Consider the following 15,722-nt stretch of genomic DNA (forward strand, 5'->3'; position numbering starts at 1 on the left):
TTATATGAACCCTAACATTCTAAATAGCGATACGAGTCCACCACTTGCAAAACGTAGCACAAGAATAGCTACCAATGGTGAGAGATCAATCATTCCAAGCGGAGGAATGATTCGTCGAAACGGCTCAAGGTAAGGTTCACAAATGCTTCCCAGCATTTGTCCAAATCGAGATGCACGAATATCCGGAACCCACGACATAAAAATGTAAATAATGAGTGCCCAAGAGTAAATCTCGATTAGTTGGAGTAAAATCCTAAGTACGATTTCCATATACGGTTACCACCTCTTTACGTTGCTTGTTTCATGTTCAGTGAGCATATCTGAAATGCTGCCACTAACATCGACATTGTCTGGCGTACATAAAAAAATATCGGTTCCGATTTTTTGAATGTCACCACCTAAAGCATAAACCGTTCCGCTTAAAAAGTCGACTATTCTTACTGCTTGATCACGCTGAATGCGCTGTAAATTCACAACAACGACTTTGCGGTTCTTTAAATGGTCGGTAATATCTTGGGCTTCGGCATAGACTCGTGGTTCAGATAAAACCATCTTTGATGACTTTTGTACGCTTTGTAAGCTTATAACATTTTGTTGCTGACTGTTCACTTGCTTTTGGGCCTTAGAAGGTTGAACAGCAGCAGGTTCATTGTCATATTCTTTTTGATCGTATCTTTCTTCTACGTACTCTTCTGTTTCATCATCCATGGCAAAAAAGCTTTTAAAACGATTCTTCATACTCATCGCCTGACACCTCCTTAACGTTCTTAACCAACCAGCGTGGTTCCTAATCGAATAAATGTTGCTCCTTCTTCAATAGCAATTTGATAATCATTTGACATTCCCATTGAGAGCTCTTGGCAAGGAGCATAGCGTAAATTAAGAGTTTGAATTTCTTGCTGTAGCTTTTTTAAGTCTTTAAAACAACTTCGTAAGACCTGCTCATCATCTGTATGAGGAGCCATTGTCATTAGTCCAACCACTTGAACATTTGGGTATTCCTCTAATGCTTGAATAAATGGAACAACCTCATCAGCTGATAACCCATGTTTAGACTCTTCTTCAGCAACATTTACTTGCACAAAACATTTTACTGGTTCACTTGCTCGTTTATTAATTTCTTTTGCTAGCGATAAGCGATCTAACGAGTGGATGTACGATGCTTGGTTGATAATATTTTTCACTTTACGCGTTTGAAGCGTCCCAATAAAGTGCCATGTAGCGTTGTTACTAATTGTCTCATATTTCTCCGTCATACCTTCGTCACGATTTTCCCCTAGGTGTATAAGACCTGCAGCTACGGCCTCTTGTGCACGTTCAGTAGATACGTATTTTGTCACGGCTACAACCTTTACTTCTTCTGGATGACGCCCTACCTTCTCACAGGCTAGTTTAATTTGTTCTTTTACTTGTTCTAAATTGCTTGCTACGCTTGCTGTCACTATGTAGTCAATCCTCCTTAAAACCTATAAAGCTAAACATACGACCGGTTTTACCTTGATCGCGACGATGCGAAAAGAATAGATCATCTTCACAGCTTGTACAATAGGATGAAACAGTAATATTCGCTTCATTTACACCAGCTTTTTTCATCAAATAAACGTTTAGTTTTTTCAAATCTAATCGATATTGATTGGGAGAAGTTTGCACATATACGTCCGCTGATGGCGCTATCTTGTTCACTGCTGAAATGACGCGGTCATCGACAATATAGCAACATGATTCAATCGCTGGACCTACAGCAGCATAAATATCTTCAACAGGTATTCTCTCTTCCTGTACCCATTTCCGAACCATCTCACCTGCAATATCTTTAACCGTTCCTTGCCATCCAGCATGAGCTAGTCCTACTATATGATGGTTTGGAGCATAAAAATATAGAGGCACGCAGTCCGCATAGCATAGTGCTAACAAGACGTTTGATTCATTTGTATAAATTCCATCTGTTTGTGCAACTCCATCATCATAAACATGCGTTCCCTTTCCTGATTGCTTACGCGTTACTTTTTGTACAACTGAATTATGTACTTGTTCAGCGCAAACCCAACTTGATAAGGGCATATTTAGATGGTTAGCTAACATTTCTCTATTTAAAATAACGTGTTCTTTGTTGTCATGTACGTGCAGTCCTAGATTGAATGACGTAAACTGGAGCTCACTTACCCCACCATTTTTAGTCGTAAAGCCACTAATCAGCTGACTATTTTCATTCATCCATGGACGAAGCCACATAAACGATTCATGATGGCTTTTTGTAAAAGCAGCTTTATTCATGTATGTGACACACCCTTTATCTATTGTTCTCAAATATTGTACCACAGATTGAGAATAGCTGTTTATAAAAATACATTAATTCTCTTCAAGTTCATAGCTGTCTTTATAGCGTACTAAAATAACGTCAGAACCAATCTTTACGATGTTTCGCCACGGAATAACAATTTCCTCTTCCTTCCCAAAAAAACCAAGCATTCTTGAATTACCGATGACGATTGCCTGAATTTTACCAGTAGCCAAATCAATATCAATGTCTCCCACATGCCCTAATCGCTTGCCGTCTGCTACGTTAACTACATCTTTAATTTGAAATTCAGAAATCTTTAACATCCCTATTCCCCCTACTCTCTTATCCAACACGTCATTTTAAGAAACGAAAAAATCCCTTTGTATATGTATATTTAAACTTGAGTGGTTTCATGAAAGAAAAGGTAATTTTACGCGCTTTTTCTTCTATCAAACAAACCGCCGCACAGAGTAATCTATGCGGCGGTTTATCATACGTATGAAGCCAAAAATATTAGCTTTGAATGTTCTTATTCATCTGTTTAATGGCTGCTTTTTCTAAACGAGATACCTGTGCTTGTGAAATCCCAATTTCATCAGCCACTTCCATTTGAGTCTTTCCTTGAAAGAAGCGCTTTCGTAAAATTAGCTTTTCTCTCTCATTTAGTCGACGCATCCCTTCCTGTAAGGCTATTTCTTCAATCCAAGTAGAATCACGATTTCGCTCGTCACTAAGCTGATCCATCACATAAATAGGATCTCCTCCATCATTATAGATAGGCTCAAATAATGATACTGGATCTTGAATAGCGTCTAACGCAAATACAATATCTTCATGTGGAACTTCTAATACTTTGGCTATTTCTTCTGCAGTTGGTTCTTTTGATGTTTCACTCATTAATCTTTCTCGCACTTGAAGTGCCTTATATGCAATGTCTCTTAATGATCTCGATACTCGAATTGGGTTATTGTCTCGCAAGTAGCGTCGAATTTCTCCAATAATCATCGGAACAGCATATGTAGAAAATTTCACGTTTTGTCCTAAATCAAAGTTGTCGATGGATTTCATAAGCCCAATACAGCCTACTTGAAATAAATCATCAACGAATTCTCCGCGGTTATTAAAGCGTTGAATTACACTTAGAACAAGACGTAGATTACCGCTCACTAATTTCTCACGAGCGGTTTCATCACCAGCTTGCAGCTCCTTAAATAAAAGGCGCATCTCATCATTCTTCAATACAGGAAGCTTTGAAGTATCTACTCCACAAATTTCTACTTTATTTCTTGTCAATTCTTTCCCTCCTCACAGGAGATGATGTTCTGAGTTCAGTATCTCCTTGAAAGGAAAAAATATGCACATTCAAATTTCTTACATTTTATTCCTGAAACAAAATGCGGTAACAACAGGATCAGAACTCCTACTTGTTACCGCATTTTATTACACCATTTTATTAAATTCTTTTCGAAGCCTTTTAATAATTCTTTTTTCTAATCGTGAAATATACGATTGAGAAATGCCAAGCATATCGGCTACATCCTTTTGTGTTTTCTCTTCTCCACCCGCTAATCCAAATCTTAACTCCATAATTTGTTTTTCACGATCATTTAGCTGATGTAGAGCCTTTAGTAAGAGCTTCCTGTCCACATTGGCTTCTAAGTCTTTTGTAATGATATCTTCCTCAGTACCCATCACATCCGAAAGCAAAAGCTCATTCCCATCCCAATCAATATTTAATGGCTCATCAAACGAAACTTCTGAACGAATTTTATTGTTGCGGCGTAAGTACATGAGAATTTCATTTTCAATACATCTCGATGCGTACGTAGCTAGCTTAATCTTCTTTTCTGGATTAAACGTATTTACTGCTTTTATTAACCCTATTGTCCCAATACTAATTAAATCCTCAATATTAATCCCCGTATTTTCAAATTTACGTGCAATATAAACAACTAAGCGTAAGTTGCGCTCAATTAATAAAGATCTTGCTGCCTCATCACCAGAAGGAAGTTTTTTCAGTAATACTTCTTCTTCATCTTTTGTTAAAGGTGGCGGCAATGCTTCGCTCCCGCCAATATAATATACTTCATCCGTTTTAATTTTTAACTTGATTAATAACTTGTACCACCATAACTGTAACCTAATACGATATGTAGACATTCAAATTCCCCCTTTTATTTTTGTTTAAATTAAGAAGCTGAGCTGACTTCTCCAATGACTAATAGCTTCGGATGAATAATTGATTCATATTGTCCTTCAACCGATAATGTTGTATGGCTAATTCCAATCAACACCTTTTCAACATGAATTTCCTGGGAGTTGTGAACAATCTTTACGTGATCAGGCTTTAAAGCCATCAATAGCTGATTAGACTGTCCAACACTTCGATACGGCACAAATCTAACTCTCGCATACCAGTCGTGATCAATATCCTCATCATGCGAAAATGATTGGACATTTTTACTTAATTGAAGCAGGGAGGAAGGAAGGACTTCTTCAAGTAAGGAAGCTGCAACAATCATAACAGGTGTTTTCGTTAATGGATCAACAAGTTGGTTACCGCTATCAATAAGACCTTTTGTATGAATTTCTACACCGTTTAAACTAACCTTCACATCTGCTAGCTGATCAAATGTAATATTTTTCATTTTCATATCTTCAACTCTCGCCTTAGAGAAATAGGCTAGAATAGGGAAACCTATGCATACAAATAACCAGCTGATAGGGTCTCCAAACTGCGGTTGTGTGCTCACCATTTCATCTACCAGCAAATATTGTTGATCAAATAGGAAATGAATTCCTACTAATCCACCACCTACGACAAACGTTGAAAAGTACAATGTCAATAAATTTTCAACAAAGAAACGCAGACGCTTATACCCAAAAGCTACTAACACCATAATGAGGGAGAACATAATTTTAACTGCAGGATGGAGCATAATATGAGAAAATTCAGTAAACATAAGAAGTACAATTAAAGAGCCAATAAATCCCCCTAAGCAAAGTCGCCACCATTTAAACTGCCGCTTTAAAACCGTTGCGCATAAAAGTAGCAAAATCGTATCTAATCCAAAATTAAGAATCCAGATTAAATCTAAATAGATTGGCAATGATTGAACCTCTCCATTCCTCTTAATCTCTTTTGTTAAAAATTAGTATAAAGCATAATCTAGTAGAAAGTCTGTCATTTCATGGGGAGAAACAAGCAGTATTTTTGAGGAAATAATCCGATATTTGTCATTCTTTATCTATTGAACAAAGAATAAAAAAAAAAAACACGCTGATCTCTTTTAAGATCAGCGCATTTTTTTAGCGTCTACGATTTCGGTTACGTAAGAACGTTGGAATATCTAAAGCATCATCTGATGACGATTGAGGCTGCGTTGGACGAGAATATTCTTGTTGAACAGGCTCTTCACGCTTCACTTCACGCTTTGGCGGAGCAGCCACAGGCTGTTGCTGTTGCGGCACACGGTTAGCTGTTAAAGATGGACGTCCCGGCTTACCTTGAGATAGGTCTTGATCACTAAAGCCTGTCGCAATAACTGTAACAACGATTTCGTCTTTTAGATTTTCATTGATAACCGAACCAAAAATCATGTTTACTTCTTGATCTGATGCAGAAGCGACAATGTCAGCTGCTTCTTGAACTTCATACAGGCTTAAGTTTGTTCCACCAGTAATGTTCATTAGTACGCCTTGCGCACCATCAATTGATGTTTCAAGCAATGGGCTTGAAATAGCTTTTTTAGCTGCTTCGGCCGCACGATTTTCACCTGTTGCAATACCAATCCCCATCAATGCAGAGCCTTTGTTAGACATAATTGTTTTTACATCGGCAAAGTCTAAGTTGATAAGTCCAGGTACCGCGATTAAATCAGAGATACCTTGCACACCTTGACGTAGTACGTTATCTGCTTCACGGAATGCTTCAAGCATTGGTGTGTTTTTATCTACGATTTCTAATAAACGATCGTTTGGAATAACAATTAGCGTATCAACAGCTTCTTTCATAGAAGCGATACCACCAGCTGCTTGAGTAGAACGTTTACGCCCCTCAAATGTGAACGGACGTGTAACAACACCTACTGTTAAAGCGCCGAGTTCTCTTGCAATTTGAGCGATAACAGGAGCAGCACCAGTTCCTGTTCCACCACCCATACCTGCAGTAACGAACACCATATCTGCACCTTTTAAGGCTTCTTGAATTTGCTCTTTACTTTCTTCCGCTGCTTTTTTCCCTACCTCTGGATTGGCTCCAGCACCAAGACCACGAGTAAGCTTAGCGCCGATTTGCATTTTTGTTTCTGCTTTTGATAAATTTAGCGCTTGGGCATCCGTATTAACTGCAATAAATTCTACACCTTGAACACCGTGTTCAATCATACGGTTTACTGCGTTGTTACCGCCGCCCCCTACACCGATTACTTTTATCGTTGCTAATTGGTCTACACTTGTATCAAACTCCAACATGATAGTTCCTCCTAATTCATCGAAATTACCAATCCGTAACGTTAATCAAAGAAGTATCCAAAGAACTTCTTCATTAAATTTTGGTCATTTTTCTTTTTTGGCTTCTCACTTGACTGCTGTGGCTGTACTTGTTGCTGCTGAGGTTTCGCTGCTGGAACAAACTCTTCCTCAAACACCTGTTCTTCCACAACTGGGGCTCCAATTTCACGCCCTTGAATTTTTGCATTTTTATAAGCGAACTTAATGAGGCCTACACCAGTAGTGTAATGCGGCTCACGAACTCCAATATAATCAGGTACAGCAATGCGCACGTTATTTTTCAACACAACTTGTGCTAGTTCTAAAATGCCTGGCATTGCTACAACGCCACCTGTTAAAACAAAACCACCAGGAATATCTCTGTATCCTAAACGGTTCACTTCCTGCGTTATCATTTCAAAAATCTCTTCTAATCTTGCTTCGATAATATCAGAGATTTCTAGTTGATTAAACTGCTGGTGCTGATCGCTACCAATAATAGGTACGCTAAAAACCTCTTCTTCGGATGCATGGTCATAGAAAGCATGTCCATGCTTAATTTTAATAGCTTCTGCATCTTCTGTTGATGTTCGAAGTCCAATCGATAAATCCTTTGTAATATGTTCCCCACCAACTGCTACTACGGTCGTCACTTTTAAATGTCCTTGATCGAAAATAGCAATAGTCGTAGAGCCTCCGCCGATATCAACCAGTGCAACTCCTAGGTTTTTTTCATCGCGAGATAAAGCAATTGAACCAGAGGCAAGTGGCTGTAAGCAAATATCACTGATTTCTAAACCGGCTCTCTCTACACAGCGTAATAAGTTATGTAACACCGTTCTAGACCCTGTAATAATTGTGCCTTCCATTTCTAAGCGTACGCCAATCATCCCACGAGGATCATTAATTCCCTCTAATCCATCTACGATAAACTGCTTCGGAATAACATCAATGATTTCACGATCAGGTGGAATGGACATGACTTGTGCTGCATCAATTACTCGGTGAATATCTTCATTAGCAATTTCACGATTTTCACTTGATACCGCCACGACTCCATGACAATCTTGTAAAAACACGTGGTTCCCACTAATGCCTACGACTACCTTTTTAATTGTAATGCCAACCATTCTTTCAGCTTGTTCTATTGCTTTTCTAATTGATTGAACTGTTGCGTCTATATCAACGATAGAACCTTTTTTTAACCCGTGTGACTTTACATTCCCTACACCAATGATATTCAATGAATCGTTACTCATCTCTCCGATGATTACTTTCACACTGGATGTACCGATGTCTAAACTAACGTATATTTCATTGCTGTTCATTCTTTGGCACCTCCTTTTACATTCTACACATCTTTACTACTTTGACGTCAGAAGAACAACAAACTTTCAATTTAGCTTTTATTATATGAAAATATTCAACAAACTAAGCTGTTTCCCTTTTGTAAATTCAATTTTTTTCGACTTTTTCATGTTAATCTTTCAATTTCATTCAGTTAATCGGTTTGAATACAGTTTTGTACTGAACGCATATTTTTTCATAGAATAACTATTTACTATAACTATAAGTCTACACCATGAATGAAAGCTAGAAAAGCGAAATTTCAACGTTTACCTAATTATGTTACCTTTTTTAACACATTAAGGTTATATCATGTTCTGCACTCGCTGTTATTTCTATCCATTCAAAGAATGGGCAGCTATTCATCGCTCTTCTGTTCATTTTTCTTATATGGTGTAAAAGAGTTTCCTTCCAGATCAATTACACCTTGTTGTTCTGGCGTTAGCTCTTTTACAATAGCCGGATAGTACACGATTTTTTCTGAGAAATTTTTAATCTTAGCACTAACTTCTCTACCATCGTTCATAAACACCTCAACTTGAAGGGGTTCTGCTTTGGTAGGCGTATAATAAATCTCTGAAATAGAACTTGCAAGGCTTACCGGCGTCTTCGCTAGTTCCTGTACCATCTCTTGAATAGCTTCTGGGTCATTCCATTCTACAAGCAAAGGAGCACTTGATATCATTTCGCTGCTCTTGATTGCTTTGAGAACTTTTCCATTTTCATTGACGGGGAAATATGTACCGTTTGAAAATACGTATGCTGTGCGCTCGTATTCTTTCACTTTAATTGTTACCTTATTAGGAAAGCTTTTAATAATCGTCGCTGTTTGAATTTCAGGATGCTTTTCTACCATCTCACTGACCTTATCTTTGTCGACTTCCCAATAGCTTGTTTTATTTGTTAGGTTGCTTGCTTTTATAACATCCTTACTACCCACATATTCGTTCCCTATAACTTCAATTTTTGAAATATTACTCAGGGATGACTGCGAATATACAATGAATAGAATAAGGATGAAAAAGAGTGATAAATAAAAGATAAGCCGCCTATTTGCTTTATGCTTACGCTGCTCTTTTAGCTTAGGCACGCGATCTTCAAGAACAATTAACTTGCTTTTATCTTTATCCATTTTGTTTCACCCTTACCCTGTTGAGAAAGCTCCCTGCTCTCCCTTACTCATTTTCCCAAATTCTTTGTTAGAATACCTTGATTATAGCATACAATCAAGATCCATCCCCTTGGTTTTTGCACTTTTTTCCATTGTTTTATCATTAACGACCTATTATTTCTACTTCTGTGTGCATATCAATGTCAAAGCGCTCTTTAATTGTTTTTTTCACATAATCAATCAATGCTAAGACATCGCTTGCCGTGCCGTTGCCTGTATTCACAATAAAGTTACCGTGCATTTCACTAATTTGAGCTCCACCGATTGAGTAACCTTTTAAGCCAGACTTTTCAATTAAATCTCCCGCATAGTTTGGTAGTGGATTTCTGAAAATACTACCTGCACAAGGGAAGTTCCAAGGCTGAGTTTCACGACGATAATCTTTGTTTTTTTGCATAACCCCTACGATTTCATCGCGAGTTCCTTTCTTTAGCTGTAGAACTGCCTGCACGCAAACTCCTGGGCGCTCTTTTTGTAAGATTGAGTTGCGGTACGAAAACTTCATCTCTTCATTTGAAAGCCATTCTAACGTTCCGTCTTCAAACAAAATGTAAGCTTTTTCTAGTATTTGTGACATGTCAGAACCATGAGCACCTGCATTCATATAAACTGCACCGCCCACTGAACCTGGAATACCACTTGAAAATTCAAGCCCTGATAAACCTTGTTTGGTAATAACAGTAGCAAGTTTAATACTAGGGTATCCTCCACCTACTGTAACGCGCTCACCGTCAATTTGTAAATCATCAAGTCCTGCTCCAAGCTTAATGACAACACCCTCAATTCCTTTATCTGACACTAATAGGTTAGAGCCGCGTCCAATAGCTCTCCACTTCACGTTATGCTTGCGAATAATGTCCATTGCTATTTTTAGATTTTCTACAGAGCTTGGTTCTAAAAGAACATCTGCAGGCCCACCAATCTTCATTGTTGTATGCTTGGACAACGGTTCGTTTTCACGAACTCTTCCAATATTTAATTCCATTAATTCTTTTACTAACGCTTCCATAAGAACCTCCTACTAACCATTTTTACTGTTGTCATCCATCATTACATTTATTTATCGTATGACATTCACCTAAAGAATGTACGTCTATTTTAGATTTTAGTGAAGCTTTCAATATTATTTTATCAATTGTTTTAATATATTTCATGCAATAACCTATGTAAATAGGGTTTGCTAGCTTATTATAAAAAAACACTCAATCTTTCACATCATATCATAGTTGACAGTAGATTTGGTTATGACAACATTACATTTTTAAAACATTTCATTCAAAAATATCATACACCTGTAAAGAAACAAAATAAACCGCCAATTAACACCTATTTTTCATAGGTTTCATTGACGGTTTATCGTTACATTAGTATCGTATCTTTAATAGCGAGAATAGCGGCTAACATTCAGCAACACTCCTACTGCGGCAAGCATTAAGGTTAGTGAAGAGCCTCCATAACTTAAAAAAGGCAGTGTAATACCGGTTACCGGCATTAATCCAGTTACTACTCCAATATTAATCATAACCTGAATAGCAACCATTGAAATAATCCCAAGCGCTAAGAAACTACCGTACAAATCGGGCGCACCTAGAGCTACTCGTATACCACGCCATAATAACAAACTAAATAACACTAAAACTAGTGAGCCTCCTATAAAACCAAGCTCTTCTGACAAAATCGCAAAGATAAAATCTGTTTGAGGCTCTGGGAGGTAGAAGAACTTCTGTCTGCTTTGTCCCAAGCCTAACCCTAAAAGCCCTCCTGGTCCAATTGCATATAAGGATTGAATAATTTGAAAACCACTTCCTAACGGATCTTCCCATGGATCTAAAAACGATGTAATTCGTTTAATTCGATATGGAGCAGATAGTACAAGTACAACAAATCCTCCAATCCCCAATAACCCTAGACCTACAAAGTGACTAATACGAGCTCCTGAGACAAAAATCATAACGATACATGTTCCAACTAGTACGGTTCCTGTTCCTAAATCCGGCTGAAGCATAATGATACCAAAAGCTAAGAAAACAAAAGATAAAGCTGGTAGCATGCCTTTTTTAAAAGAGGTTATGTTCTTTTGATTCTCCGATAAATATTTGGCTAAAAAGGTAATCATTGCGAACTTCATAAATTCCGACGGCTGAATTGAAAAAGCGCCTACACCTATCCAACTTTGAGAACCGTTCCTTACTAAACCTACACCCGGAATCAAAACCAATATTAATAGTACAAAACAAATAATGACAAGCGTTTTGGACCACGTGCGCCACGTCCAATAGTCAATGTTCATGATGACAAACATAGCACATATGCCGAGCCCAGCAAATAAAAGCTGACGCTTAGCAAAAAAGAATGAATCCTCAAACTTATATGTAGCCCATACCGCGCTTGCACTGTAAACCATAATAAGTCCAATCGTTAAAAGAGATAGTGTAACGATTATAAGAAAAAAATCTGGCGTAGACCTTTTCGTCGACAATGTCATGCACCTCGAAACAATAGATTAGGGCTCTTGTTTTCTAGGTGTTTAGACAAGCCCTTATTTCAGTTTATGCACAGACTTGATAAACATGTCTCCACGTTCTTCAAAAGTTTTGAACTGATCCCAGCTTGCACAAGCTGGAGATAATAGTACAACATCATCTTCTTCTGAACAGTCATATGCTTCAATTACTGCTTGTTTAACATTATCGACACGTTTAACGACTTGTATTCCTGCTTCTTTTGCGACACGCTCAATTTTTGGTGCCGTTTCACCAAATGTAATAACAGCTTTCACATGTTCAAACGATGGCTTTAATTCATCAAACTCATTACCTCGGTCCAATCCACCAGCTAACAAAATGGTAGGCTGTGTAAAAGCAGACAGCGCTACTTTTGTTGCCAATATATTAGTAGCTTTAGAGTCGTTGTAGAATTTACGTTTGTTAATGGTTGTCACATACTGAACGCGATGTTTAACTCCTGCAAATGTTGTAAGCACTCGATATATCGCTTCATTTGAACAACCTAATAACTTAACGACCGCAATCGCTGCTAAAATATTCTCTAAATTATGCTTACCGGGTAAAACAACATCTTTTACATTCATAACCGCTTCGTTGCGGAAGTAAAGCTGGTTGTTTAATAGGTAGGCACCGTCTTTTACTTCTTCATTAACAGAAAACGGCACAATTTGTGCAGCAATACTTTTACTTGCTTTTTTTACTTCTGAATCATCCATGTTAACTACAGCAAAATCATCTTGTGTTTGATTTTTAAAGATATTTGCTTTTGCTTGCGCATACTCTTCCTTTGTACCGTGGTAATCTAGGTGCGCTTCAAATAGATTCAAGAATAAAGAAATCTTAGGTTTAAACGTTTCAATACCCATCAATTGAAAAGAAGAAAGTTCCGTCACAATAACGTTTCCCGGCTTTGCTTCCTGCGCTACTTCACAAGCCACTGTACCAATATTACCTGCAATTAGCGGACTTTTACGATCCTCTTCTAGCATTTTATAAATTAACGTAGTAGTTGTTGTTTTTCCGTTACTCCCTGTGATCCCTATGAAAGGTGCTTCGCTAATTTGATATGCTAGTTCTACTTCAGTAATAATTGAGAGCTTGCGCTTTAATGCTTCTTGAAGCAGAGGATTGGAATAAGGAATCCCTGGATTCTTTATAATAACCTCCACGCCATCAAGTAGCTCTAACGGATGATGACCACAAACGACTTTAATTCCAATCGCTTCAAGTTGCTGAGCTGCATCATTTTCCTCATATGGTTTCTGATCATTTACAACCACTTTTGCTCCTAAACTCTTCACAAGTTTCGCTGCTGCTAAACCACTTTTTGCAAGCCCTAAAATAAGGACTTGTTTACCTTGATAACCATCAATTGTTTTCACTTATATCCACACCTCAATGTAAATTCCCAGCATTGCAAACAATAACCCTACAGCCCAAAATGTCATAACAACGCGCCACTCGGACCAACCGCTTAGCTCATAGTGATGATGTAATGGACTCATTTTGAACACGCGTCTGCCCGTTGTTTTAAATGATGCTACCTGAATCATAACGGATAATGTCTCAATAACAAAAACACCGCCAATGATAACAAGTAAAAATTCCATTTTCATTAAAATCGCAATCGTTGCAATAGCTCCGCCTAAGGCTAGTGAACCTGTATCTCCCATAAACACTTTTGCTGGATATGCATTAAATACTAAAAAGCCTAGAACCGCGCCTACAACAGCGACTGAAAAAATAGAGATTTCAAATTGACCTACATTCCATGCTAAAACAGCAAAAGCACCAAAGGAAATTGCGCTTGTACCTGATACTAAACCATCTAGACCGTCTGTTAAGTTTACTGCGTTTGAGAAACCAACTAACCAAATAATTAAGAAGATAACATAGAACCAACCAAGATCAATTGGTGTTGGAATTCCTGGAATGGTTACCTCAGTTGAAAACTCAAATTGCCTAGCGATGAAGTAAAAAATAATCGCAATAACCACTTGCCCTAAAAACTTTTGCTTTGATGTTAAACCTAAATTTCGCTTTAATACTACCTTAATAAAATCATCTAGGAAACCTAACAATCCAAAGCCAATTGTTACAAATAACAGTAGGAATGTGCGATATGTTACCTCTGCATATTGATTAGCCATGATAAGCGTAGCCACAATGATTGATAGTAAAATCATAATTCCACCCATTGTAGGGGTTCCAGATTTTTTCTGGTGTGATTTTGGTCCTTCATCTCGAATACTCTGACCAAACTTTAATCTTCGTAAAAACGGAATGAATACCGGCGACAATAGAACCGTAATGAGGAAGGCTAAGCCGATGGTTAATAAAATAGCTGGCTCTAGCATGTCATTCCCTCCTCATTGAATGTATTGATGTTTCTTCTTTTTTGTTTCAAACAATTCATTACAAATTTCGCTCCCTAATCATTTTACGTGCTACTTCACGATCATCAAAATCCAGAACCTGATTACCAACAATCTGATACGTCTCATGCCCTTTTCCTGCAATGACAATAACATCATCTTTTTGAGCTTTTAATACCGCAAACTTGATGGCTTCTGCTCGGTCAACAATTGTAACAAAATTATCGGTTTCAATCCCTTGTTCCATATCATTTAAAATCGCTTCCGGATCTTCACTTCTTGGGTTATCAGATGTTAAGATAGCCTCCGTACTATAAGAAGCGGCAATGCTCGCCATAATTGGACGCTTTGTACGATCTCGGTCTCCACCGCACCCAACAATAGTATAGACGTTATTTGTTGCAAATTGTTTTACCGTTTGTAAGACATTTTCCAAGCTATCTGGTGTATGTGCGTAATCAACAATAACCGTAAAATCTTGGTTTTCATTTACTAACTCGAAACGACCCGAGACCCCTTGCAATTTCGTTATTTCCTCGACAATAATGGACAGTGGCATATCCGACACTAAGCAAGCTGCAGTTGCTGCTAGTACGTTATACACGCTAAATTTCCCAACAAGCTGCATCGTTACTTCCACGCTCTCCATAGGAGTTACAAGCGTAAATGTTGTACCACCGTTTGTCATTTGAATATTTTTTGCACGTATATCACTTTCATTGTCAATGCCATATGTAATGACTGTAGCTGCCGTGCTGCGAATATATTCTTTTGATGCATCATCATCCGCATTTAAAATCGCAAATTTAGGGCGCTTGTCGCTATAATAAGCATTGCCTAATTGAGCAAATAATAGCCCTTTTGCTCGACGATAGTCATCCATTGTCTCATGATAGTCTAAATGATCTTGGGTCAAGTTTGTAAACACGGCAACATCAAAGTCACATCCGTGCACTCTTCCCATATCAAGTGCATGTGAAGAAACTTCCATCATTGCTACTTCAACATCTTCTTCTACCATTTGACCAAATGTTTTTTGTAAAGTTAACGATTCTGGCGTGGTATTCTTTACGTCATATGACTGATCGCCAATACGAATTTCAATTGTACCAATGAGACCTGTTTTCTTTTGTTGTGCTTTAAACATATGTTCAATTAAATGTGTAATGGTTGTTTTACCATTTGTTCCCGTTACGCCAATTAAACGTAATTTTTGCGTTGGATGGCTATAAAAAGCATCAGCTAACACAGCCATTGCTCGCTTGGTACTCTTGACTAAAATAACGGGTACATCGATATTAAGCGGACGCTCTGCCAGAATAGCCACTGCACCTTTTTCGACAGCTGTTTGTGCAAAATCGTGTCCATCAACCGTATAACCGTTTATGCAAATAAATAGTGCACCCGGCTGTACTTCTCTTGAATCCATTTCAATTGAAGTAATTTCAATGTTGTTTTCAGGAATTTGCACGAAGTCATGCAAATGCCCTAATAGCTTTCTTAAATCCATTGTTACCATGTCCTCTCTATGTGTAAAGCGAAGTATCATC

General features: G+C 37.9%; 16 protein-coding genes. All 16 read right to left on the minus strand.

Features of this window, described 5'->3' with window-relative positions; all coding sequences use genetic code 11:
• Window positions 1–270 (minus strand): YggT family protein, encoded by a 270-nt coding sequence (locus EPL02_RS15985; RefSeq protein ID WP_025908851.1) that lies wholly within the window; start codon window positions 268–270, stop codon window positions 1–3.
• Window positions 271–276: 6 nt separating this feature from the next.
• On the minus strand, window positions 277–744 hold the full coding sequence (locus tag EPL02_RS15990) for a cell division protein SepF (protein WP_131888224.1): 468 nt from the start codon (window positions 742–744) through the stop codon (window positions 277–279).
• 23 nt (window positions 745–767) lie between these two features.
• Window positions 768–1,442 carry a YggS family pyridoxal phosphate-dependent enzyme gene (locus EPL02_RS15995; protein WP_094910601.1) on the minus strand — a complete coding sequence of 225 codons (675 nt, stop codon included), beginning with the start codon at window positions 1,440–1,442 and terminating at the stop codon, window positions 768–770.
• A gap of 7 nt (window positions 1,443–1,449) precedes the next feature.
• Complete coding sequence (gene pgeF, locus EPL02_RS16000) at window positions 1,450–2,274, minus strand: peptidoglycan editing factor PgeF (protein ID WP_094910602.1); 825 nt, start codon at window positions 2,272–2,274, stop codon at window positions 1,450–1,452.
• Window positions 2,275–2,349: 75 nt separating this feature from the next.
• Entirely contained in the window at window positions 2,350–2,604 is a 255-nt protein-coding gene (locus EPL02_RS16005) for a YlmC/YmxH family sporulation protein (RefSeq protein ID WP_025908848.1), read from the minus strand.
• 190 nt (window positions 2,605–2,794) lie between these two features.
• Window positions 2,795–3,574, minus strand: a complete 780-nt coding sequence (gene sigG, locus EPL02_RS16010) for an RNA polymerase sporulation sigma factor SigG (RefSeq protein WP_025908847.1) — start codon at window positions 3,572–3,574, stop codon at window positions 2,795–2,797.
• 147 nt (window positions 3,575–3,721) lie between these two features.
• Complete coding sequence (gene sigE, locus EPL02_RS16015) at window positions 3,722–4,441, minus strand: RNA polymerase sporulation sigma factor SigE (protein WP_025908846.1); 720 nt, start codon at window positions 4,439–4,441, stop codon at window positions 3,722–3,724.
• A 29-nt stretch (window positions 4,442–4,470) separates the two neighbouring features.
• Window positions 4,471–5,391: a sigma-E processing peptidase SpoIIGA gene (spoIIGA, locus tag EPL02_RS16020; RefSeq protein ID WP_131888225.1), complete on the minus strand. Its 921-nt coding sequence runs from the start codon at window positions 5,389–5,391 to the stop codon at window positions 4,471–4,473.
• A 199-nt stretch (window positions 5,392–5,590) separates the two neighbouring features.
• The gene (gene ftsZ / locus EPL02_RS16025; protein ID WP_094910604.1) at window positions 5,591–6,754 is read right to left on the minus strand and encodes a cell division protein FtsZ; all 1,164 of its coding nucleotides are present in this window, start codon (window positions 6,752–6,754) and stop codon (window positions 5,591–5,593) included.
• Between the two features lie 41 nt (window positions 6,755–6,795).
• Window positions 6,796–8,100 carry a cell division protein FtsA gene (gene ftsA / locus EPL02_RS16030; protein ID WP_094910605.1) on the minus strand — a complete coding sequence of 435 codons (1,305 nt, stop codon included), beginning with the start codon at window positions 8,098–8,100 and terminating at the stop codon, window positions 6,796–6,798.
• 377 nt (window positions 8,101–8,477) lie between these two features.
• Window positions 8,478–9,251, minus strand: a complete 774-nt coding sequence (locus EPL02_RS16035; protein ID WP_094910606.1) for a cell division protein FtsQ/DivIB — start codon at window positions 9,249–9,251, stop codon at window positions 8,478–8,480.
• 142 nt (window positions 9,252–9,393) lie between these two features.
• Window positions 9,394–10,299, minus strand: coding sequence for a UDP-N-acetylmuramate dehydrogenase (gene murB / locus EPL02_RS16040; RefSeq protein WP_094910607.1), 906 nt, complete (start codon window positions 10,297–10,299; stop codon window positions 9,394–9,396).
• A 369-nt stretch (window positions 10,300–10,668) separates the two neighbouring features.
• Window positions 10,669–11,775 carry a stage V sporulation protein E gene (spoVE, locus tag EPL02_RS16045; RefSeq protein ID WP_397428324.1) on the minus strand — a complete coding sequence of 369 codons (1,107 nt, stop codon included), beginning with the start codon at window positions 11,773–11,775 and terminating at the stop codon, window positions 10,669–10,671.
• A 54-nt stretch (window positions 11,776–11,829) separates the two neighbouring features.
• Complete coding sequence (gene murD / locus EPL02_RS16050; protein WP_094910609.1) at window positions 11,830–13,179, minus strand: UDP-N-acetylmuramoyl-L-alanine--D-glutamate ligase; 1,350 nt, start codon at window positions 13,177–13,179, stop codon at window positions 11,830–11,832.
• Window positions 13,180–14,154, minus strand: coding sequence for a phospho-N-acetylmuramoyl-pentapeptide-transferase (gene mraY, locus EPL02_RS16055; protein ID WP_094910610.1), 975 nt, complete (start codon window positions 14,152–14,154; stop codon window positions 13,180–13,182). It lies immediately after the preceding gene.
• A 58-nt stretch (window positions 14,155–14,212) separates the two neighbouring features.
• Entirely contained in the window at window positions 14,213–15,682 is a 1,470-nt protein-coding gene (locus tag EPL02_RS16060; protein WP_094910611.1) for a UDP-N-acetylmuramoyl-L-alanyl-D-glutamate--2,6-diaminopimelate ligase, read from the minus strand.
• Window positions 15,683–15,722 lie beyond the last annotated feature (40 nt).

Origin of the sequence: Bacillus sp. CBEL-1 (assembly GCF_004348885.1) — a bacterium.
GTDB classification, from domain to species: domain Bacteria; phylum Bacillota; class Bacilli; order Bacillales; family Bacillaceae_H; genus Priestia; species Priestia aryabhattai_A.